The organism is Brotaphodocola sp. (assembly GCF_983179755.1).
This window is the reverse complement of record NZ_CFAHBC010000001.1, coordinates 103,298-124,753: the sequence shown is the minus strand read 5'-3', so window position 1 is coordinate 124,753 and position 21,456 is coordinate 103,298. Positions and strand designations below refer to the sequence as shown.

Annotated in this window: 16 protein-coding genes and 1 pseudogene; 4 read left to right on the top strand and 13 right to left on the bottom strand. The window is 47.8% G+C overall.

What is annotated here, in order from left to right; translation table 11 throughout:
* Nucleotides 1-37 precede the first annotated feature (37 nt).
* On the top strand, nucleotides 38-940 hold the full coding sequence (locus AC4EVX_RS00520; RefSeq protein ID WP_177976795.1) for an Rpn family recombination-promoting nuclease/putative transposase: 903 nt from the start codon (nucleotides 38-40) through the stop codon (nucleotides 938-940).
* Nucleotides 941-1,216: 276 nt separating this feature from the next.
* Here the strand turns inward: AC4EVX_RS00520 and AC4EVX_RS00515 are convergent, their stop codons facing one another.
* From AC4EVX_RS00515 to nrdD, 5 genes are all read right to left on the bottom strand, one after another.
* Entirely contained in the window at nucleotides 1,217-1,417 is a 201-nt protein-coding gene (locus AC4EVX_RS00515; RefSeq protein ID WP_177976794.1) for a hypothetical protein, read from the bottom strand.
* An 81-nt stretch (nucleotides 1,418-1,498) separates the two neighbouring features.
* Entirely contained in the window at nucleotides 1,499-2,641 is a 1,143-nt protein-coding gene (locus AC4EVX_RS00510; protein WP_177976793.1) for an amidohydrolase, read from the bottom strand.
* Nucleotides 2,642-2,802: 161 nt separating this feature from the next.
* Entirely contained in the window at nucleotides 2,803-3,990 is a 1,188-nt protein-coding gene (locus tag AC4EVX_RS00505; protein WP_490159349.1) for an iron-containing alcohol dehydrogenase, read from the bottom strand.
* An 81-nt stretch (nucleotides 3,991-4,071) separates the two neighbouring features.
* Nucleotides 4,072-4,296: a hypothetical protein gene (locus AC4EVX_RS00500; protein WP_490159348.1), complete on the bottom strand. Its 225-nt coding sequence runs from the start codon at nucleotides 4,294-4,296 to the stop codon at nucleotides 4,072-4,074.
* A gap of 85 nt (nucleotides 4,297-4,381) precedes the next feature.
* The gene (gene nrdD, locus AC4EVX_RS00495) at nucleotides 4,382-6,571 is read right to left on the bottom strand and encodes an anaerobic ribonucleoside-triphosphate reductase (protein WP_177976791.1); all 2,190 of its coding nucleotides are present in this window, start codon (nucleotides 6,569-6,571) and stop codon (nucleotides 4,382-4,384) included.
* A gap of 219 nt (nucleotides 6,572-6,790) precedes the next feature.
* Between nrdD and AC4EVX_RS00490 the strand changes: the two genes are divergently transcribed.
* Nucleotides 6,791-8,395 carry a D-alanyl-D-alanine carboxypeptidase family protein gene (locus AC4EVX_RS00490; RefSeq protein WP_490159347.1) on the top strand — a complete coding sequence of 535 codons (1,605 nt, stop codon included), beginning with the start codon at nucleotides 6,791-6,793 and terminating at the stop codon, nucleotides 8,393-8,395.
* 251 nt (nucleotides 8,396-8,646) lie between these two features.
* Here the strand turns inward: AC4EVX_RS00490 and AC4EVX_RS00485 are convergent, their stop codons facing one another.
* The 5 genes from AC4EVX_RS00485 to rpsL form a co-directional block, all read right to left on the bottom strand.
* Nucleotides 8,647-9,963 (bottom strand): S8 family peptidase, encoded by a 1,317-nt coding sequence (locus AC4EVX_RS00485; RefSeq protein ID WP_490159346.1) that lies wholly within the window; start codon nucleotides 9,961-9,963, stop codon nucleotides 8,647-8,649.
* A 364-nt stretch (nucleotides 9,964-10,327) separates the two neighbouring features.
* The gene (gene tuf, locus AC4EVX_RS00480; RefSeq protein WP_308450929.1) at nucleotides 10,328-11,521 is read right to left on the bottom strand and encodes an elongation factor Tu; all 1,194 of its coding nucleotides are present in this window, start codon (nucleotides 11,519-11,521) and stop codon (nucleotides 10,328-10,330) included.
* A 154-nt stretch (nucleotides 11,522-11,675) separates the two neighbouring features.
* Entirely contained in the window at nucleotides 11,676-13,799 is a 2,124-nt protein-coding gene (fusA, locus tag AC4EVX_RS00475) for an elongation factor G (protein WP_308450928.1), read from the bottom strand.
* A gap of 15 nt (nucleotides 13,800-13,814) precedes the next feature.
* Nucleotides 13,815-14,285, bottom strand: coding sequence for a 30S ribosomal protein S7 (gene rpsG, locus AC4EVX_RS00470; protein WP_308450927.1), 471 nt, complete (start codon nucleotides 14,283-14,285; stop codon nucleotides 13,815-13,817).
* A 248-nt stretch (nucleotides 14,286-14,533) separates the two neighbouring features.
* Complete coding sequence (rpsL, locus tag AC4EVX_RS00465; RefSeq protein ID WP_177977076.1) at nucleotides 14,534-14,956, bottom strand: 30S ribosomal protein S12; 423 nt, start codon at nucleotides 14,954-14,956, stop codon at nucleotides 14,534-14,536.
* A gap of 249 nt (nucleotides 14,957-15,205) precedes the next feature.
* Here rpsL and AC4EVX_RS00460 point away from each other — a divergent pair.
* A pseudogene (locus AC4EVX_RS00460) lies at nucleotides 15,206-15,556 on the top strand (TIGR04086 family membrane protein); the annotation flags it as partial.
* Between the two features lie 39 nt (nucleotides 15,557-15,595).
* On the opposite strand, the gene AC4EVX_RS00455 reads toward AC4EVX_RS00460, so the two are convergent.
* Nucleotides 15,596-16,156, bottom strand: a complete 561-nt coding sequence (locus AC4EVX_RS00455) for a signal peptidase II (protein ID WP_490159345.1) — start codon at nucleotides 16,154-16,156, stop codon at nucleotides 15,596-15,598.
* 243 nt (nucleotides 16,157-16,399) lie between these two features.
* Here AC4EVX_RS00455 and AC4EVX_RS00450 point away from each other — a divergent pair, with 243 nt between their 5' ends.
* Nucleotides 16,400-18,139 carry a S8 family peptidase gene (locus tag AC4EVX_RS00450; RefSeq protein ID WP_490159344.1) on the top strand — a complete coding sequence of 580 codons (1,740 nt, stop codon included), beginning with the start codon at nucleotides 16,400-16,402 and terminating at the stop codon, nucleotides 18,137-18,139.
* Between the two features lie 82 nt (nucleotides 18,140-18,221).
* Here the strand turns inward: AC4EVX_RS00450 and clpX are convergent, their stop codons facing one another.
* The gene (gene clpX, locus AC4EVX_RS00445; RefSeq protein ID WP_490159396.1) at nucleotides 18,222-19,670 is read right to left on the bottom strand and encodes an ATP-dependent Clp protease ATP-binding subunit ClpX; all 1,449 of its coding nucleotides are present in this window, start codon (nucleotides 19,668-19,670) and stop codon (nucleotides 18,222-18,224) included.
* Between the two features lie 399 nt (nucleotides 19,671-20,069).
* Nucleotides 20,070-21,389, bottom strand: a complete 1,320-nt coding sequence (locus AC4EVX_RS00440) for a S1C family serine protease (protein ID WP_490159395.1) — start codon at nucleotides 21,387-21,389, stop codon at nucleotides 20,070-20,072.
* Nucleotides 21,390-21,456: the final 67 nt, after the last annotated feature.

Genomic DNA, 21,456 nt, shown 5'->3' with positions numbered 1-21,456 from the left:
AAGCCCATTACAAATGAAAAGCAGAAAGGAACGACCCATGGGCCAAAAAGATTTAACGGAAAAAATTCTTGAAGATTATAATGATGTCTTTGCCGATATCATCAATGGTCTAATCTTTGATGGAAAACAAGTAATTACTCCGCAAAGCCTCGACCATGCATCTGTACATTCTCAATATAAAGCAGATGATACAAAAATACATGAGCAAGAGCGCGATGTTGCAAAATATTGGAATGGTCCAAACCGAATCCGCTTCGCCGTTCTCGGTATCGAAAATCAAACAAAGGTAGATCGCTTTATGCCTGTCCGGATGTTCGGATACGACGGTGCAAGTTATCGTAGTCAATTACATGATCGTTCAACAGACATCGTTCCTGTTGTCACAATTGTTCTGCACTTTGGCACTGAAAAACCTTGGAGTGCCCCAACAAGTCTAAAAGAATTAATGAATATTCCAAACGGAATGGAAGATTTCGTAAACGATTATAAAATTCATGTATTTGATATCGCATGGCTGACAGATGAACAGATCGCAAAATTTTGCAGTGATTTTCGAATTGTCGCAAATTTCTTTCAAAAAAAGCGCACTTGTAAAGATTATATTCCTGATGATCTTACAGAATTTACACATGTAGATGAAGTATTAAAACTTTTATCGGTAATGACAAATGACCAGGAATACGCTAACTTAATCAGAACCGATGAAGACAGAAAGGAGCTGAAAAATATGTGTGATGTTGCAAATCGTATAAAAGCAAATGGACGAAAAGAAGGCATCCTGGAGGGACGCGAAGAGGGGCTGATGGAAGGAAAAATCCTTACTTATGCAGAAATTGTTCGTAACAATGAACTGCCATTGCAGACGGTGTTAAACCGTTTAAATATGAATGAAGAAGAATTCTGGAAAACCATAGAACAATTAGAAAAGAAGAATAAATAGTTACAGAGATAATAGTATATAAATCCCCGTGACTAAATCGGATATCACGGAGATTTATATACTAATTATTTTAACATTAATAACAACACTGGAAAGAAAATAACATTATTAAAATAAAAGTATCGATGACTAGGTCCGCATAATAACAACATTGTTAAAAGGTTATAAAAAATAACAGGAACAACATAAAGAAAATTCTTATCTCTTCTCCAAACACGAGAAAACCAAATCATAATGATAGAATTTTGATGTGGTATTATTCCATAATCATTCTCTTCAATAATATACCCAAGTATCCCATTCTACATTTCCAAATACCTGCCAAACGACTCTTGTATTTTCTCTAATAGCTTGATAAGCTACATTAGGAGAAGCAATTATTGTTGATATAAATTTAAAAATAAACTCCTTGATCGAATCACCTTTAAATAATTCCGTGCCACCAAATTCCCATTTACAAGAATCCCATTCTCCCAAAATATATTTTTCATGCCATAGATATTTCTGCACTTTTACATGTCAAATACCCATTTAAAAATATTTCTACTTTTTCATCAATTAAGAACGAATCGTCTGCTTTTCCAAAAGCTCCGCTAAAAATTCCGCTGTCTGCTCCAAGGCAGACACAGCCACCCGAAACCGATCACTGTGCAGATTTTCACTCGGTCCTGTTCCGACTTTGATATAAAGCCCTTTTACATTGCTTCCCTCCGAGACGAATTTGCTGAAGTCGTCGCCGGTCATCGCCGGATCCAGAATCACATTTTGCAGACCATGTTTTTGTGCCAGATCTTTTGCCGATTCACACAGTTCTTCGTCATTGATGACGGCAGGCGGACCTTCATGCCAGCTTACCTTCGTCTGTACACGCCCGTCTTGGTTCATGCATTCTGCGATCCGATAGATCTCCGCTTTAATCCGGCTTCGATCCTTCCCGTCCATCGTCCGAACAGTTCCCTCTAAAAACGCAGTTTCCGGAATCACATTCCAGGTTGCTCCGCCCTCAAGATGTGTCACACTGACGACGCCCGCATGGAGTGGACTCAAACACTCTGGAACAACGCGCCCAAGTTTCTCCACCACCGAAACGGCTGTCGTGATCGGATTGACTCCCAACTGTGGAGTCGCCCCGTGAGTCCCCTTTCCGCGGATGTCAATCCGAAATCCATCCACCGCTGCCATTACACTGCCCGGCTGGATCGATACCTGCCCCGGTCGAAGACTCGGCTCCACATGAAAGCCGAAAACCTCCGAATATTCGGGCAGATTTCCATTTTTTCGCACATATTCTGCGCCACTGGCGACTTCCTCGGCGGGCTGAAAGACAAAATAAATTTTCCCTGCCAGATTCTCTTTTCTTTGATTTAGAAGAGAGGCTACTTTCAGCGCCACCGTCGTATGAAAATCATGACCGCAGGCGTGCATACATCCCGGGTACTCCGATGCATAGGGAAGATCCGTCTTTTCCTCAATCGGAAGTGCGTCGATGTCCGCACGAAGGCAGATTATTTTCCCATTTGTATTCCCGGGCTTCTTGCCTTCCACTACCGCAATGACACCCGTCTCTAGCTCAATTGGATGCAGAGTAAGCCCCTCTTCCTTCAAAATCTCACGGATTTTTGCAGTCGTCTCATGCTCCTGAAAGCCGATTTCCGGATGCCGGTGAAACCAGCAGAACAATTCTTTCCAGTCTCTTTCCATGTCTCTTTTCGCCTCACTTACCCAAACCTAAATATGTAACTCAACTTACAGCGGTGCTACGATCTCTGAGATCGCAACGAGAGTCGTCTCCCAGCACTCTCACCGATCTACCCATTTTAAATCAATCAGGGGAATTTCTTGCTCACGGCGTGTTAAATCTATTATGCCTGATTTGCCATGCGATAAATCGCAATCATATCCTCTAAATAGAGAACCTTCGCTGAGCCTTTATGACCTCCCGTTGCTCTCACACAGGACTCCGCCATCTCCCTGATCTGCTCATCCGTCGGCGCGATCCCAAGCTCCTTAAAGTTGACCGGCATTCCTATCTCGCGATAGAAATTTTCCATCGCCTCAATTCCCTTGAGCGCAGTTTTTTCATCGGTATCTTCCGGGGTGACTCCCATCACCTGAGTTGCATAGCGCACAAATCTCGGCAGGCAATTTTTATACACATATCTTGCCCAGCTCGGCCAGATCGCGGAAAGACCGGCGCCGTGTGTTACATCAAACATTCCGCCCATCTCGTGTTCCAGCATATGGGACGCAAAATCACCGCCATCATTTCCGCAACCTGTGAGTCCATTGTGGGACAGGCTTCCCGCCCACATCACCTCTGCTCTCGCCTCATAGTTTTCCGGATCGTGATGAAGAATTTTTGCACATTTTATCACCGTGCGGAGAAGTCCCTCTGCAATCTCATCGGTGAGTTCCATATTTCCGCCCTGCGTAAAATATCTCTCCATCGTGTGCATCATAATGTCTGCACATCCCGATTCCGTCTGATAATCTGGCAGACTCATTGTCAGCTCCGGGTTCATAATCGCAAATTTGGGGCGGGCAATATCATCGTTGTAGGATCGCTTTTCTCCAGTCTCTTCATTGGTAATCACACAGCTGTTGCTCGTCTCACTGCCCGCTGCCGAGATCGTCAGAACGGACGCAATCGGCAGGAAGTTCTCCGCCTTGCGCTTCTTTGCAAAAAGCTCCCAGACATCCTTTTGTGGCTCTGCCAATCCATAGGAAATCGCCTTTGCAGAGTCAATCACAGAGCCACCGCCAACTGCAAGAATAAAATCAACGTCCTCTCTCTTTCCAAGCTCAATTCCCTCTCTCACCTTCGACAAGCGCGGGTTCGGCACAACTCCGCCCAGCTCCGTATAAGCGACTCCAGATGCTTTTAAAGATGCCTTTACCCGGTCAATCAGACCTGATTTTACAGCACTCTTCCCGCCATAATGGATCAATACCTTCTTCGCACCATACGTCTTAATCAGTTCCCCTACCTGATTTTCTGTACCCTTTCCAAAGATTACTTTTGTCGGGGAATAATACCCAAATCCAAACATGATCCTTCTCCTCCGTATCATTTCGTATCGTTGTTGTTTATTTTAGTGACTATTTTGTTTTTTTCCTGTAATTGCAATACTTCATGATACGAATATATCAGAAATCACGCCGATTCTCAAGACAATTGGAAGATGAGATGAAGCGGTCAGCAGAGCTGACCAAAAGTTGCTGTACATGGGATCGGAATTTTCAAAAAAAGAGTATTTCTTTGTAAAATATTTTTCACCCTCATCTTTCAACAAACCGTGTAATAAAAAAATGGAGCCTGACTTTCGCCAAGCTCCATTTTCGCCATCACTGACCATCACTCATATTTTCTTCAAATATATCAACTGTATAATTGTTCTGTCAGCTGAATCCATGTACATTTATGCATCAAAAAAACACGTTTTACAGGTGAAGGACACGGTCACGGATTTCCTGCGTGCGTCCCTGGTTCCAGAACTGTGTTCCGATATATCCGCAGGTACGGCGGGCAACGGACATCTTATCCTGATTGTGGTTTCCGCAGTTCGGGCACTCCCAGATCAGCTTACCGGTCTCATCCTCGACGATCTTGATCTCGCCATCGTAACCACAACACTCACAGTAATCGCTCTTCGTGTTCAGCTCCGCATACATGATATTGTCATAGATGAACTTCATCACGGACAGAACAGCCGGAATGTTGTTCTGCATGTTCGGAACCTCAACGTAGCTGATTGCGCCACCCGGGGACAGCTTCTGGAACTCGGACTCGAATTTCAGCTTGCTGAATGCATCGATCTCCTCAGTCACATGAACGTGGTAGCTGTTCGTGATGTAGTTCTTGTCGGTAACGCCCTTGATGATGCCAAAACGCTTCTGTAAGCACTTTGCAAACTTGTAGGTCGTGGACTCCATCGGTGTGCCGTATACAGAGTAGCTGATGTTCTCTGCCTTCTTCCACTCAGCGCACTTGTCATTGAGGCGCTGCATAACTTTGAGTGCAAATTCCTTGCCCTCCGGGGAGGTGTGGGACTTACCCATCATGCGAACGCACATCTCATGAAGACCTGCATAGCCAAGAGAGATCGTGGAATAACCGTCAAACAGCAGTTTGTCGATCGTCTCACCCTTCTTCAAACGAGCGAGTGCTCCGTTCTGCCAGAGAATCGGGGCAACATCGGAAATCGTTCCGAGAAGACGCTCATGACGGCAACGCAGGGCGCGATGACAGAGCTCAAGACGCTCCTCGAGAATCTGCCAGAACTTCTCCATATCTCCGTCGGAAGAACATGCCACATCGACCAGATTGATCGTCACAACACCCTGGTTGAAACGGCCATAGAACTTGTGGCTTCCGTCTGCATTGCGCTGAGAATCCTCAACGGTCAGGAATGAACGGCATCCCATGCACGGGTAAACATTTCCGTTCTTCATCTGCTTCATGATCTTTGCGGAAATGTAATCCGGAACCATGCGCTTTGCAGTACACTTTGCAGCAAGCTCCGTCAGATGCCAATACTTGGAATCCTCGGTGATGTTGTCCTCGTCAAGCACATAGATCAGCTTCGGGAATGCCGGGGTGATCCACACGCCCTTCTCGTTCTTGACACCCTGCATACGCTGAATCATCACTTCCTCGATGATCAGAGCAAGGTCATCTCTCGTCTGTCCCTCCGGAACCTCATCGAGGTACATGAAAACAGTTACAAACGGAGCCTGACCATTACAGGTCATCAGCGTGATCAGCTGGTACTGGATCGTCTGAATTCCGCTCTTGACCTCCTCTCGCAGACGTCTCTCGACAACCTTATCGATAATCGCCTCATCGAGGGACTCTCCACACTCCTTGCGCTCCTCAATCACGTTCTTGCGCAGTTTCTTACGGCTGATGTCCACGAACGGCGCAAGATGAGCCAGAGTGAACGACTGACCGCCGTACTGGTTGCTCGCCACCTGTGCAACGATCTGTGTCGTCACGTTGCAGGCCGTGAAAAAGCTGTGAGGCTTCTCGATCATCGTCTCGCTGATCACGGTTCCGTTCTGAAGCATGTCCTCAAGGTTGATTAAGTCGCAGTTATGCTCTTTTTGGGCATAGTAATCCGTATCATGGAAGTGAATGATTCCCTCCTCATGAGCATGCACGATCTCCTCCGGGAGCAGAACGCGACGGCTCAAATCCTTACTGACCTCTCCTGCCATATAATCTCTCTGTGTGGAGTTAATGACCGGATTCTTGTTGGAGTTCTCCTGCTTGACCTCCTCATTGATGTGCTCGATCAAAGAGAGAATTCCATTGTCCGTCGTGTTCGACTTTCTCGTCAGCTCTCTCTTGTAGCGGTAGCGCACATACTTCTGTGCCACCTCATAACCACGCATCTCCATAATGCCGGTCTCGACCATGTCCTGAATGTCTTCCACATTGATCGCATGGGTTGCTTTGTCAACCGTTGAGGCAATCGTGTCGGCAACCGCCTTGATCTGATAATCGTTCATCTGGTGAAGTTTGTCCACACTCTGATTAGCCTTCCGAATTGCGTTGACAATCTTGGCCTCGTCAAAGATAACCTCCTTGCCATTTCGCTTAATTACGTTGTTTTTCACGTCTGTGCTCATCTTCCCCGCTCCTACCTACTATATCTTGTTAAATGTTTGTTTTCGTCCAACTATATATGGTGCGAGTAATATCATACTACAAAAGTACTCTTCTGAAAAGGGGGAATTTTGCAATATTTGTTGAATATTTTATTCCCATGAGTTATGATAAAATAGCATGTAAAATGCGGGTATTTTACGCAAATTTTTTCTAAAACAAGACATTACAGGAGGATTCCATTGAAACAGCAAATAAGAAAAATCTTGTGTTTTCTGCTGGCCTTCCAGATCTTTTCGATCACTGCATTCGCCAGACCTGACTGGCCGGCTGACACCGGAATTCAGGCAGAGGCAGGCATCGTGATGGACATGGATTCCGGAGCGATTCTCTTCGGACAGAACATTCACGTTCCCTACGCACCGGCAAGCATCACAAAACTTCTGACTGCCCTCGTCGTACTCGAAAACTGCGATCTCGATGAGACCGTCGACTTCACGACCGAGGCCGTCAACAGCGTTGACCCGGACAGCGGAAATAAGCTCAGCATCGTCGCTGGCGATCAGCTCTCCGTTGAGGACTGTCTCTACTCCCTGCTTCTCGTCTCCGCAAACCAGTCCGCGAACGCACTCGCGATTCACACGGCTGGAAGCCTTTCCGGCTTTGTGGACATGATGAACGAGAAGATCAAGGAACTCGGCTGTACGGAGAGCCATTTTGCCAATCCGTCCGGTTTGAGCAACAGCGACCAGTATGTGACTGCCTACGACATGGCACTGATCGGTCAGGCTGCCTACAACAACAAGGAGCTTTTAAAGATCAGCTCCACGATCACTTACAAGACTGCACCGACGACAAACAATCCAAACGGAAAGACACTCCAGCAGGAACATCGCCTCGTGATTGCGGAGGATTCCTCAAGTGAGTTCTACACGCCGTCCGCTGTCGCCGGAAAAACCGGTTACACCCAGGCTGCCGGAAATACGCTTGTGACCTACGCCGAGCAGGATGGTCGCCATCTGATCTCCGTTATCCTGAAAGGTCAGCCACGCCAGTACTTCCTCGACACCCAGGCACTCCTTGACTTTGGCTTCCGCAATTTCAAAAACGTTGTGATTGCAGATGCGGAGGAGCGCTATGTGACCGGAAATGCCACGATTGATCTCAACACCGGCTCGTTCAAGGCATCCGATTTAAAGATCGAACCTGACCAGGTTATCACCCTGCCAAATGATGCCTCGTTTGACGACGCAGAGGTCTCTCTCGACTACCTGCCGGATGAGTTCCCCTCAAATGCAACAGCAGTTCTGAAATACACTTACAATGACCGTGCAATCGGAAAAGCCTTTTTGCTTGCAAAGGACGGCGTCAAGGTCAACAACGGCGCTGAGCCGGAGACGAGCGAACCGGAAGTTGAGAGCAGCACTGCTGTCACGGAACCGGAGACCACAGCTCCTGATGAGACGAAAACTGATAACCAGAAGACTGGTCTTGGTCAGTCTCTGAATCTCTCTTCCACACAAACGATTCTTCTGATTGTCGCCGCTATCATTGGTCTTCTCGTGCTCGCACTGATTCTTCTGATTCTGTATCGCCATCATGAAGAAAAAGTCGCAATGGCAAAGCGCAGAGAGCGCCGTCGCCAGCGCCTTCAGGAAGCCGGTGAGACGGATGCCTTCGAGAAGTTGATGGCAGAGCGCAGGAAGCGCGATTCCCGTCTCAGAGAGCAACAGAGAAATGCGATTCATGAGACTTTAGAGCACACCGGGGAAGAGATAAATCCGGACTCTGATGATGAGGTAACGACCACTGATCCCGCAGAAAATAATTCTGATGATGATTTTTAGAAATAAAAAATCACACACAAAATCCTCGCGAACGTCGACTTGAACAATAAGAAAAGAATGTGCCTTGGCACAAGTTCCTGTCATACAAAAAACACGCCTGACCAGGCATCACATGTTGAAGCAAGTTGTGAGTGCCGATCGGGCGTATTTTATTGTCATGCGTCTTATCTTGCATCTTATCTTGTTCTTGTATATCGGAGATGCGCCAGTGACGCATCCGCCGATGATTGATTATTCTTTGATTATTTTTTTTATTTTCCATAAGTGATCGCCGAATAAGCGTCAAGCATACCCCCACATGCAACCTTATCGGTTAGCGTGTCGAGTTTTCGCGCTGAGTTGAGAATCACGTCTCTCACATCTTTGAGTTCAAGGTCGGTGCGGTAAGAATACAGAAACGCCGCCACTCCGGTCACCATCGGCGCTGCCATCGAGGTTCCCGACATAAAGCCATATCCATCCGTAACCGTGCTGACGATGTAGGTTCCAGGCGCCGCAATATCGACGTTTTTGATGCCGTAATTTGAGCTCGCCTCAAGGTTTCCGTCAAAGATGAGGTTTGCAACGGAAATAATGTTGTCACAGTCAAAACCAGACGGATAATCCGGTGTCTCATCGATGTTGATGCCTTTTCCCGCAGAATCACCGTTTCCAGCAGACACGACAAAGAGCATCTTGGAGTCCTTCATCACCTGCTCGAGATGCGGGTAATACGTCGTCGTTCCAAAGCTCAGGTTGCAGATTGAAGCGCCGTTCGCCTCAGCATACTCGATTGCCTGAATCACCGCGTCTTCCTCACCGAGACCGTAGTCGGTTCCAAGCACCTTGACCGGCATGATCTTCACATACTTATTATCCGCGATTCCCGCAATTCCGTCTTTTCCACGGCTTCCCGCGATCGTTCCTGCACCGTGAGTCCCGTGATCGTCCTCTTTTCCTACATAGATCTGATTCGTGTTGTTGAAAAAATTCCAGCCGTGCACGTCATCCACATATCCATTTCCATCGTTGTCGATTCCGTCTCCCGGAATCTCCCCCTCGTTCGTCCAGATCGAATCCTTCAGATCCGGATGATTGATATTGATTCCCGTGTCAATCACAGCGACTGTGACATTTCTTCGCTCCGACGTCGTGTCCTGATCGTACAGCTCCCACGCCGGCAAAATGTTGATGTCGATTCCCTTTACTGAGGTGATCGTCGCCTGATAATAGGCATCCGGACCGGAAACAGGTGCCGGAATTCCGAGATAGTTTGCAAGATCAATCCTCTTTGCAAGCTCTGGATTGCTGTTCTCAAACTTATTCTGGATCTCCACATACTGAAGTTCCCCGTCATTCTTGAGTCCCCACTGATAGCGAGCATAGGGATCGGACGCGGACAGATTCTCCTCTCCCGGACCATAGACCCGGGCGGAAAACGGCATCTTTGTCTTTGCCTTCTGCTCCGCATTTTCCATTTGCGTATTTTTCATTTCCGTCTGCTCCGCATAGACGGCAAGCGGAAGATTTCCTGCCAGAAATACCGCCAGAAGCGGTGCAATCACTCTCTTATAATTCTTTCTCGTCATATCTGAAGCTCTCCTTTTCGCGCTAATGTGCTCTCGGAATCTTTTTATGCCTGTTTTTGTGAAAAATCGACCATAAAGGCAGGTGCAAGGGAGACTCCTGGAGTGCATGCTATGCATGGAAGGTATCCCCAATTTCAAATAGAAACATACTCAGTATAGCACAAATCAGCCGATGCGTCACGGTCTCATTCTTCCGCGATATATAACTGCGATATGCACAATTAACGTATACCGTTACCATATACAGTTATGATGTGCAATTGCCATATACAACACAAAAAGAAGCGCCAAACAACAAGAAATCTTGTCATTTGACGCTTCTCCTATTTATCGCGCTCTAAAGGTAGATAATTAGAAACTCTAATTACTCAACGATAGAAACAACACGGCCTGAACCTACGGTTCTACCACCCTCACGGATAGCGAAACGAAGACCCTGCTCCATTGCTACCGGATGGATCAGCTCTACGGTCATCTCTACGTTATCACCCGGCATGCACATCTCGGTGCCCTCCGGCAGCTCGCAAACGCCGGTAACGTCGGTTGTTCTGAAGTAGAACTGCGGACGATAGTTGTTGAAGAACGGAGTATGACGACCACCCTCGTCCTTGGTCAGAACGTAAACCTGAGCGGTGAACTTGTGATGGCAGGTAACGCTGCCCGGCTTAGCCAGAACCTGGCCACGCTCGATATCAGTTCTCTGGATACCACGAAGCAGAGCACCGATGTTATCACCAGCCTGAGCCTCATCCAGAAGCTTACGGAACATCTCGATACCGGTTACAACGGTCTTCTTAACCTCTTCCTTAATACCAAGGATCTCAACCTCATCGTTCAGATGAAGAACACCACGCTCTACACGACCGGTAGCTACGGTACCACGACCGGTAATGGTGAATACATCCTCAACCGGCATCAGGAACGGCTTATCAGTCTCACGCTGCGGATCCGGAACCCAGCTATCAACAGCTTCCATCAGCTCAAGGATCTTGTCGCCCCACTCGCTCTGCGGATCCTCAAGAGCCTTCAGTGCGGAACCCTGAATGATCGGGGTGTCATCGCCCGGGAACTCGTACTCGTTCAGCAGCTCACGGATCTCCATGTCTACCAGCTCAAGCAGCTCCGGATCGTCAACCATATCGCACTTGTTCATGAATACAACGATGTACGGTACGCCTACCTGACGGGACAGCAGGATGTGCTCACGGGTCTGAGCCATAACACCATCGGTTGCTGCTACTACCAGGATAGCACCATCCATCTGTGCAGCACCAGTGATCATGTTCTTAACGTAGTCAGCATGTCCTGGGCAGTCAACGTGTGCATAGTGTCTGTTCGGAGTCTCATACTCAACGTGTGCGGTAGAGATGGTGATTCCACGCTCTCTCTCCTCCGGAGCCTTATCGATGTTCTCGAATGCAACAGCCTCACCAGTGCCATATCTCTCATGCAGGGTCTTGGTAATTGCTGCAGTCAGAGTGGTTTTACCATGGTCAACGTGGCCAATGGTACCAATGTTACAATGCGGTTTGGTTCTTTCAAACTTTGCTTTTGCCATTTTATAGCGTCCTCCTTAATTGGGCCCATTTGGGCTTGTTGATTTATAATTAGGCTGTTTACAATTATATGCTATTTGCGCAATATTTTCAAGCCTATTTTCCAGCCCCCGGACAGTTCAAAAAACTGTCTGGAGGCTAAGGATTGCATTAGTATTAGTTGCCCTTATGCTCGTTAATGATCTTATCCTGTACGGACTTCGGAACCGGCTCGTACTTCTCAAAGAACATGGAGTAGTTACCACGACCCTGAGTCTTAGAACGCAGGTCGGTGGAGTAACCGAACATCTCAGACAGCGGAACGTAAGCCTTTACGATCTTACCACCGCCGACGTCATCCATACCCTCGATACGACCACGACGGGAGTTGATATCACCGATAACATCACCCATGTACTCCTCCGGCATGGTAACCTCAACCTTCATGATCGGCTCAAGAAGAACGGAACCTGCCTTCTGCATAGCATCCTTGAATGCCATGGAACCAGCGATCTTGAATGCCATCTCAGAAGAATCGACCTCATGGTAAGAACCATCGTATACGTTAGCATGAACACCCAGTACCGGGAATCCAGCCAGGATACCAGTCTTGGAAGCCTCTTCGATACCCTCTCCAACAGCCGGGATGTACTCCTTCGGAATAGCACCACCAACTACGGAAGACTCAAACTTGAAGGTCTCCTCACCGTTCGGATCCATCGGCTCGAAGTGTACTTTACAGTGACCGTACTGACCACGACCACCAGACTGCTTAGCGTACTTGCTATCTACATCAACAGCCTTTGTAAAGGTCTCCTTGTAAGCAACCTGCGGAGCACCAACGTTTGCTTCAACGTTGAACTCTCTCAGCAGACGGTCTACGATGATCTCCAGATGAAGCTCACCCATACCGGAGATGATGGTCTGACCAGTCTCGGTATTGGTAGAAGCACGGAAGGTCGGATCCTCCTCTGCCAGCTTTGCAAGAGCTTCGCTCATCTTGCCCTGACCAGCCTTGGTCTTCGGCTCGATTGCGATATCGATAACCGGCTCCGGGAACTCCATGGACTCCAGGATTACCGGATGCTGATCATCACAGATGGTATCACCAGTAGTAGTATTCTTGAATCCTACTGCTGCTGCGATATCACCAGAGTAAACCTTGTCGAGCTCCTGACGCTTGTTAGCATGCATCTGAAGGATACGTCCTACACGCTCCTTCTTATCCTTCGTTGCATTCAGTACATAAGAACCGGAGTTCAGAGTACCGGAGTACACACGGAAGAATGCCAGCTTACCAACGAACGGGTCAGTCATGATCTTGAATGCCAGTGCAGCGAACGGCTCGTCATCAGAAGAATGACGCTCGATCTCGTTGCCTTCCATATCAACACCCTTGATAGCCGGGATGTCGGTCGGAGCCGGCATGAACTCGATAACTGCGTTCAGAAGTCTCTGAACACCCTTGTTTCTATATGCACTACCACAGCATACCGGAACAGCGGTACACTCGCAGGTAGCCTTTCTCAGAACTTTCTTCAGTTCCTCGATGGACGGCTCCTCACCCTCAAGGTATGCCATCATCAGATCATCATCCAGCTCGCAGATCTTCTCTACCAGCTCGGTGTGATACAGCTCAGCATCATCCTTCATATCATCCGGGATCTCGCAAACGGTAACGTCGTCGCCCTTATCATCGTTGTAGATGTAAGCCTGCATCTCGAACAGGTCGACGATTCCCTTGAACTCATCTTCCTTACCGATCGGGAGCTGTAAGCAGATAGCGTTCTTACCAAGTCTGGTACGAATCTGCTCTACTGCGCCGTAGAAGTTTGCACCCAGGATATCCATCTTGTTGATGAATGCCATACGCGGTACGTTGTAGGTATCAGCCTGACGCCATACGTTCTCAGACTGCGGCTCTACACCACCCTTTGCACAGAACACACCTACTGCGCCGTCCAGTACACGGAGGGAACGCTCAACCTCAACAGTGAAGTCTACGTGTCCAGGGGTATCGATGATGTTGATACGATACTCCGGCTGTCCCTTGATCGGACGGTTATCCTGACCATGAATGGTCCAGTGACAGGTAGTAGCTGCAGAAGTAATGGTAATACCTCTCTCCTGCTCCTGCTCCATCCAGTCCATGGTTGCAGTACCTTCATGAGTATCACCGATCTTGTAGTTTACACCAGTGTAATACAGGATACGCTCAGTCAAAGTGGTCTTACCAGCATCGATATGAGCCATGATACCAATATTTCTGGTTCTCTCCAACGGATATTCTCTTCCAGCCAAAGCTTTATCCTCCTATTAGAATCTGAAATGGGAGAAGGCCTTGTTAGCCTCTGCCATCTTGTGCATGTCTTCTTTACGCTTTACAGATGCGCCAGTGTTGTTTGCTGCATCCATAATCTCGTTTGCCAGTCTCTCTTCCTGGGTCTTCTCGCCTCTCTTACGGGAGAACATGGTGATCCAGCGAAGTGCCAGGGTCTGACGTCTCTCCGGCTTAACCTCGATCGGCACCTGATAGGTAGCACCACCGATACGCTTTGCCTTTACTTCCAGAACAGGCATGATGTTGTTCATAGCCTCTTCAAAGACCTCTACTGCCGGCTTACCGGTCTTCTCTTCTACACGGCCAAATGCACCGTATACGATCTTCTGAGCAACACCCTTCTTACCATCCAGCATGATGTTGTTGATCAGCTTGGTTACAACCTTATTGTTGTATAAAGGATCTGCTAATACGTCTCTTTTCTGAATATGTCCTTTACGTGGCACGTTACTTCCCTCCTTAATCATAAATTGCATTAATTCATCGGTACTCACATGTTTCCATAAAATGTGTTCGCGCGGGTAAATATCTATTTCCTGCAACCTACAGGTCAATATCAACTTCCGGCGCAACTGCATATGCAGTCACTTTTTACTTACGTTAGTGGTACATTGGAGTCGGAATTTCCGCTTCTGCGGGAATCTGCTCCATCTGTTACACTGCCAGGGGCAGTCTGACTGTTATGCAGTCAATCTTACTTCTTGGTAGCTTTCGGTCTCTTAGCGCCGTACTTAGAACGAGCCTGCTTTCTGTTGGCTACGCCTGCGGTATCCAGAGTACCTCTGATGATGTGATATCTGGTACCCGGAAGGTCCTTTACTCTTCCTCCACGGATCAGAACAACGCTGTGCTCCTGAAGGTTGTGTCCCTCACCCGGGATATAGCTTGTAACTTCGATGCCGTTGGAAAGACGTACTCTGGCGATTTTACGAAGTGCAGAGTTCGGCTTCTTCGGGGTAGCAGTCTTAACTGCGGTGCAAACGCCTCTCTTCTGCGGAGAAGAAGTATCAATTGCGCGCTTCTGTAAAGAGTTGTATCCCTTCTGCAGAGCCGGAGCAGTAGACTTCTTAACTGCGGTCTGTCTTCCCTTTCTCACTAACTGGTTGAATGTTGGCATTCTTTTCACCTCCTGTGATATTGTCTGTTGGTTGCTGTACATTCAAGCTTTTGCTTTTTGCACACAAAAACATTGCGTGAAATTTGCACGCCATATCATTATATCGATATTCTTACCCACTGTCAAGATATTTTTCATATTTTACAAGGATTTTCTGTATGATGGTAGTGGATTCTGCTTCCCTGTATACGGGTAGGAATTTTTTAACCGGAAACTTTCAAAAATAAACTAAGAAAGGATCAAATCGTCATGTCCTCTTCCCGTTTTCAACCCAAAGCGCTTCTCACTTCTCTTCTGATCTCCTATCTCATCTCCGGAATTCTTTTGCTTCTGCTCTCCTTCGCAGTGTGGAAAATGCAGATTTCCGAGCAAATGACCGGCACGTTAATCCTCGGTGTCTATGCGCTCTCCTGCCTTGTCGGAGGATTCGCAAGCGCACGCCTGATCCGATCACGCCGTTTTTTCTGGGGACTTTTAACCGGTCTTCTCTATGTGCTCGTCCTAGTCGCCGTCTCCTGGCTTTTCGGACAGGAGGAGAGCCGTTACTCAAGCCGACTGATCTCCATCGTAATCTGCTGTGCGGTCTCCGGAATGATCGGTGGAATTGCGGGATAAGAGTGGACTCGGACTCTCTCCAACTTATAACCTATCGCCGGCATGCTCCGCCACCGCGCCGAGTTCTTTCTTCTTTTCTGCATGCGCCTGCATCATCTCCGCATGCTTTGCAAGGGTCTGTCTCACATCCTGAACCAGCCCGAACATTGCAAGGATTCCGCTCCCCAAGAAAACTGCAAAATCTCCGAGATTGAAGACAACTTTCTTGAGTGCCCCGATTCGGATGCTGAAATAATCTACGACGTAATGACGAACCATCCGGTCATAGAGATTGCTGAGTGCTCCTCCGAGAAGAATCGAGAGCCCGAGCTTCTGAACATGCGCCTGTGCTCCCTTTTTCGGAAGCAGGTAAAGAAACACGCCAAACAGACCAGAAATGATCGAAAGTGGAATCAAGCGCACAATCTGCTGATACTTTTCGAGAAATCCAAATGGAAATCCCGCGTTGTGATTGCGGTAAAGCCAGATTTTTCCGTGGCTTCCCTTGAGCTCCCGCGGGAAATCCTCTGGATTCTGCTTCTCCACCCACCATTTAAGTGCGAGATCTCCACCTGCAATCCCCGCAATTAAGAATAAATAAATCATATCTTCTCCTCTCCGCTCCGACTGTGAAATAAGAGCTTTGTTCTATCTGCCTCTTATGGCTCCGACCGCGGAATAAAATATATCCGATAAGCCTCCATATTCATTTTACTATTTGCTCAATTTTCCGTCAAATCAATTCATCCTATTCATTATTTCTTTCTTAGAATTAAATTTGATCTGTCATTCTCATTCTGTTTCCATAAAATATAAGAGAATAAAAGCGAATCACCGGAGTTTTCTATCATGATCCCCTGTTCCTTTGATCCGGCATCGGAAGATTATGCCGACTTTATTCTTCGTTATTCTTCACGCACAAGCGATGAGGTATTCAAATTCACAAGCAGTACCTGTATCAATTTTATCAGTCGTGAATTTGCCATCGTTCACACACCTCTCGAGAGTGTTCTCCCTCTAAGTATCAGTCGTTACACCTACACCGCAATTCCAAAACTTTATAGTCTGTTGGATACCACAGCACTTGAGAGCAGTGGGGTTCTTGATGCAGTCCGTCAACCTGCAATCCGGGCATCGGGGCGAGGAGTCATGATCGGAATCATCGATACCGGAATTGATTACACGAGTCCTCTTTTTCGCCGTGCCGACGGCACCACGCGCATCGTCGGAATCTGGGATCAGACAATCACCTCTGATACAGAACCACAGGCGGTTTCTGGCTTTCAGCCTTTTTACGGAACTGTATACATACAGGATGACATTAACAACGCTCTGCGTCTTAGAAATCCTTATGAACTCGTCCCGAGTCGCGATACGAACGGGCATGGCACCTTTCTTGCAAGTATTGCCGGTGGAAGCCGAATTCAGACTCCGACTGCCTTTTCCGGCTCAGCACCTGAGGCAGAGCTTGCTGTTGTCAAACTTAAACCAGCAAAACAATATCTGCGTGATTTCTTTTTAATTGCTCCAGATGTACCTGCTTATCAGGAAAATGATATTATGAGTGCGGTGAGCTTTCTCCTCGGGTTAGCAGGTGATCGCCGGATGCCCCTCGTCCTTCTCTTCGGGCTTGGAACGTCTCAGGGAAGTCACGATGGAACTTCTCCGCTCTGCCTTCAGCTTCAGGCACTCACAAGTTCAATGGGACTTGTCGCTGTCGCAGGAGCCGGGAATGAGACCGGATATCATCATCATTATCTGGGAAATCTTTCAGAACAAGAAGAATGGGACGATGTGGAACTTCGCGTCTCAGAAGGGGAAAATGGTTTTTGCATGGAACTTTGGGCAAATGAGCCAGATCTCTACACGATTGGTTTTGTGTCGCCGTCCGGAGAGCAGATCGAGCGCGTCCCCCTTGTTCTCGGAAAAGAAACAGAGATCACCTTTGCTCTCGACGCGACAAAGATCGCGCTTACCTATCAGACTTATGAGAGTTCTTCGGGAAGCCAGCTGATTTTTCTGCGCTTTGAGACTCCATCTCCGGGGATCTGGCACATCCGTGTCTATCCGGTGCTCTATCTCAGCGGACAGTTCCATATCTGGCTTCCGCAAAATCCATTTATCGCTCCTCGAACCATCTTTCTCCGATCTGATCCGGATACGACGATCACCGATCCCGGAAACGGGCAGATGCCTGTAACCGTAGGGGCTTACAACCATCTATCCGACAGTATTTACATTCACAGCAGTCGCGGGTACACCCGCTCCAGCGCGATCAAACCAGATCTGTGCGCCCCGGGTGTCGATGTGCAGGGTGCTTCCTCATCGGACGATCCCAATGCCGATCCTGAAAATCTCTTCACCCGCAAAACAGGAACCTCCGTCTCCGCCGGGCTCACCGCAGGTGCTTGTGCTGTTATCCTTTCCTGGGCATTTGTCGATGGCAATGCGCCCTACCTCACAAGCACCTCCGTCAAGGCAATGCTGATCGGAGGTTCCGGACGCAAGCCTGCCTTCCGCTATCCAAATCGACAGTGGGGATATGGAACTTTAAATCTGTATCATTCCTTTCTAAATTTAAGGGAATAAATAAGTCCGTAAAAACAATATTCCATAGGTGTCGTAATGAGATAAAAAATCCGTGTCGAACTACATCTGGGACAGCTAACTACTATCCACGCATCTGGATCAGTGGTCCACCCTTTTTCTCAAGGTACGAGCGAGTCACAACAACCGTGCCGATTCCCGGATCTTTCGGGATCTCATACATGATGTCGAGCATGAACTCCTCAAGAATTGCCCGAAGCGCACGCGCTCCGGTATCTCTCCGGAGTGCCTCTTCTGCAATCCATCTGAGTGCGTCCTCCTCAAACTCGAGCTTGACCTCATCCATTGAGAGAAGTTTCTCATACTGACGGAGAATCGCATTTCTCGGCTCTCTGAGAATTCTCATCAATAGCTCTTCATTCAGTTTTTCAAGCGTAACTGTAACCGGAAGTCTTCCGAGAAACTCCGGAATCATACCGAACTTTCTGAGATCCTCCGTCGTCACCTTTGAGAGAATCTGTCTCTCCTGCTCTGCATCGTCCTTGAGAACAGCACCGAAGCCCATCGATGACTTTTTCTGCAAACGCTCACGGATGATCGTCTCAAGATCCGGAAAAGCGCCCCCGCAGATAAACAGGATATTTTCTGTATTCACGGTTGTCGTCGGTGTAAGCGCATTTTTCTGACCGGCTCCGACCGGAACCTCCACCGTGCTTCCCTCAAGAAGTTTCAGAAGCTCCTGCTGAACAGACTCTCCGCTCACATCTCTGGTGTTCGTCTCCTTCTTGCGGGCAATTTTATCAATCTCATCGATAAAGATAATTCCATGCTCCGCCTTCTCCACATCATTTCCGGAAGCCGTCAGGAGTTTGGAAACTACGCTTTCAATATCGTCTCCGATATATCCTGCTTCCGTCAGCGAGGTCGCATCGGCAATCGCGAGCGGAACATTCAACAGATTTGCGAGTGTCTTGACAAGATACGTCTTTCCGCTTCCGGTCGGTCCAATCATCAGGATATTGGACTTTTCAATGCGCACATCATCTGTTGACTTCTCGCCTTTTTTTTCGAGTGCCTGGCGCTGTTCCTCATCAAAAATTCTCTTATAATGATTATAAACGGCAACCGCCATCACCTTTTTCGCCTTGTCCTGACCGATCACATACTCATCGAGCTTTGCCTTGAGAATATGGGGTGCCGGGATGTCCTTTAACTGAAAATCCGGTCCGTTTTTTTCCTTGCGCTTCTTTACCTTCTGCTTGTTTGAAATCATCGCATTCCCGAATCCCTCCATATCCGTCGGATTCGTAAAATTCATATTCATATATGGCATCCCCGGAATCTGGGAGAGATCCATCTTCGACCAGTCAATCTTCGACATATCCATGCCTTTTCCCATAATGGAGTCAAAGGCTTTTTGCATGCAGTCATGGCAAAGGCAGATATTTCCCGGCATCATAATCATGCTTCCTGCCTTGCTTTCCGGTCTCCGGCAAATGTAGCAGACTTTCTCATATTCCTGCGTGTCCGAAGAGGTTTCCTTCTTCTCTGTTGTCTTATCATCTATCTCCATATTTTCTGTCTTTTCTCCTGTTATCTCTTTCACATCATCTTTTTTCTGTTCATCCTGTACTTCTCTGAAATCTTCCATCGTTCTCTCCTTCTCCAGCCTTGACCGAATCTATCCTGTTCGCCCTCATGTATACTTTATACGCATCTTCCTCACAGGTCAATGCAGAAAATCTGCCAGACAGCAAAAGAGGTAGTCTAATAAAAAAGAATGTGCCCTGGCACATTCTCGCGCTGAGGCGCGGTTGCTTCGGCAACCCTCTTTCCCTGCGCCGAGTGCGCATCCTCGCGGAGCGTTTTTGTATGATAGGACGCAATTTCCTATCATACAAAAAAGTACTGTGACAAAAGAAGATTTCTCCCATCACAGTACCCATTTTTTATCTAAATTTATCTCTGTCCGTTACTGTCTGCTGTCCGCCGGTTTAGTTCCGAGTGTGATTGAAACGGTACGCTCCTGATACTCTCCGTTCTCCAGCGACTGAACGGTCAATTCAACCGTCTCACCGGACCGATAATATTTCAGTAAGTCTTTCAAGTCTGCCATTGTGCGAACACTCTGCCCATCAAACTTTGTGATGATATCCTTTTCCTTCAGCTCTGACTTCGACGCTGCTCCATTCTCCACAATCTTGTAGACATAGATTCCCTTTGGCATTCCATACATCGACGCTGCATTGTCATCGATGTTCTGTCCCTGAATTCCAAGGTAGCCCTGCTGTGCCTGTGCAACCTCTGTGCGGACTTTACGGTTCATCAACTGATTAATAATATCCTTGACCTGAGACACCGGAATTGCATATCCCATTCCCTCAACCTCGGTCGAAGAATATTTGGCAGAGTTGATTCCGATCACCTCACCCCTCGTATTCAAAAGTGCACCACCACTGTTACCCGGATTGATCGCAGCATCCGTCTGAAGCAGTTTTTTCACATCCGTCTCACTTGTCTTTACTTCTCGGTTAAGCGCACTGATGTAGCCAACCGTCACCGACTGTCCATATCCAAGTGCATTTCCGATTGCGACAACACCCTGACCAACCTTGAGCGCATCGGAATCTCCGAGCGTCGCGATCTTGATTTGGCTCATTGCCTCCGCCGGGATATCTTTCAACGAAACTGCAATAACCGCAAGATCCTGATCGGCATCCGTTCCCTTGATCGTCGCATTGACCTGACTGTTATCAATAAAGGTCACTGTCAGCTGATTGGAATCCTCGACAACGTGATTATTCGTCACAATCAGAAGCTCACTGTCATTCTGTCCGACGATGATTCCTGATCCACTGCTCGGTACTTCCACGGTTCTTCCCGGCCCAAACCAGGTCTGCTGTTGCATCAGCATCGTATTATTGATCGCCACAACGGACGGCATTGCATTGGAAGCAATCTCCGATACATCCATTCCGGTCTGAATCGAAGATGCAGCGTCCCCACCCTGATCTGCCGTCGGCGCCTGGGCAATCATCAGCTGAGTCTCACTCTTCGGAAAATACTGATCTCTCAGATAATTTCCTGCCTGGTTCACTCCAAACATCGTTCCACCCGCAATCACACCAAACAGAACCGCCGAAACTGCAACCCCGGCAATCCTTTTGACAACCGGTGGCATCCCCACTGAACCGTGAACCGGCTCATCCGGAATCTGAGCATTCGGATGATTCTCCACCCATCCGCTCTGAGGATCTTCCTTCACAGACTCCTGTCCGTCATCCTCCCACATTTCCTGCGATGTTCTCTGCTCGTCATCATTGCTCTCGTTCATTCTGTCATATGCATCATCATGATAA

What these genes read in the sequence shown, in the direction of transcription:
- AC4EVX_RS00520 (WP_177976795.1), top strand. Translation starts at nt 38, where the DNA reads ATGGGCCAAAAAGATTTAACGGAAAAAATTCTTGAAGATTATAATGAT.
- AC4EVX_RS00510 (WP_177976793.1), bottom strand. Translation starts at nt 2,641, where the DNA reads ATGGAAAGAGACTGGAAAGAATTGTTCTGCTGGTTTCACCGGCATCCG.
- AC4EVX_RS00505 (WP_490159349.1), bottom strand. Translation starts at nt 3,990, where the DNA reads ATGTTTGGATTTGGGTATTATTCCCCGACAAAAGTAATCTTTGGAAAG.
- AC4EVX_RS00500 (WP_490159348.1), bottom strand. Translation starts at nt 4,296, where the DNA reads ATGGTCAGTGATGGCGAAAATGGAGCTTGGCGAAAGTCAGGCTCCATT.
- nrdD (WP_177976791.1), bottom strand. Translation starts at nt 6,571, where the DNA reads ATGAGCACAGACGTGAAAAACAACGTAATTAAGCGAAATGGCAAGGAG.
- AC4EVX_RS00485 (WP_490159346.1), bottom strand. Translation starts at nt 9,963, where the DNA reads ATGACGAGAAAGAATTATAAGAGAGTGATTGCACCGCTTCTGGCGGTA.
- tuf (WP_308450929.1), bottom strand. Translation starts at nt 11,521, where the DNA reads ATGGCAAAAGCAAAGTTTGAAAGAACCAAACCGCATTGTAACATTGGT.
- rpsL (WP_177977076.1), bottom strand. Translation starts at nt 14,956, where the DNA reads ATGCCAACATTCAACCAGTTAGTGAGAAAGGGAAGACAGACCGCAGTT.
- AC4EVX_RS00455 (WP_490159345.1), bottom strand. Translation starts at nt 16,156, where the DNA reads ATGATTTATTTATTCTTAATTGCGGGGATTGCAGGTGGAGATCTCGCA.
- AC4EVX_RS00450 (WP_490159344.1), top strand. Translation starts at nt 16,400, where the DNA reads ATGATCCCCTGTTCCTTTGATCCGGCATCGGAAGATTATGCCGACTTT.
- clpX (WP_490159396.1), bottom strand. Translation starts at nt 19,670, where the DNA reads ATGGAGATAGATGATAAGACAACAGAGAAGAAGGAAACCTCTTCGGAC.
- AC4EVX_RS00440 (WP_490159395.1), bottom strand. Translation starts at nt 21,389, where the DNA reads ATGTGGGAGGATGACGGACAGGAGTCTGTGAAGGAAGATCCTCAGAGC.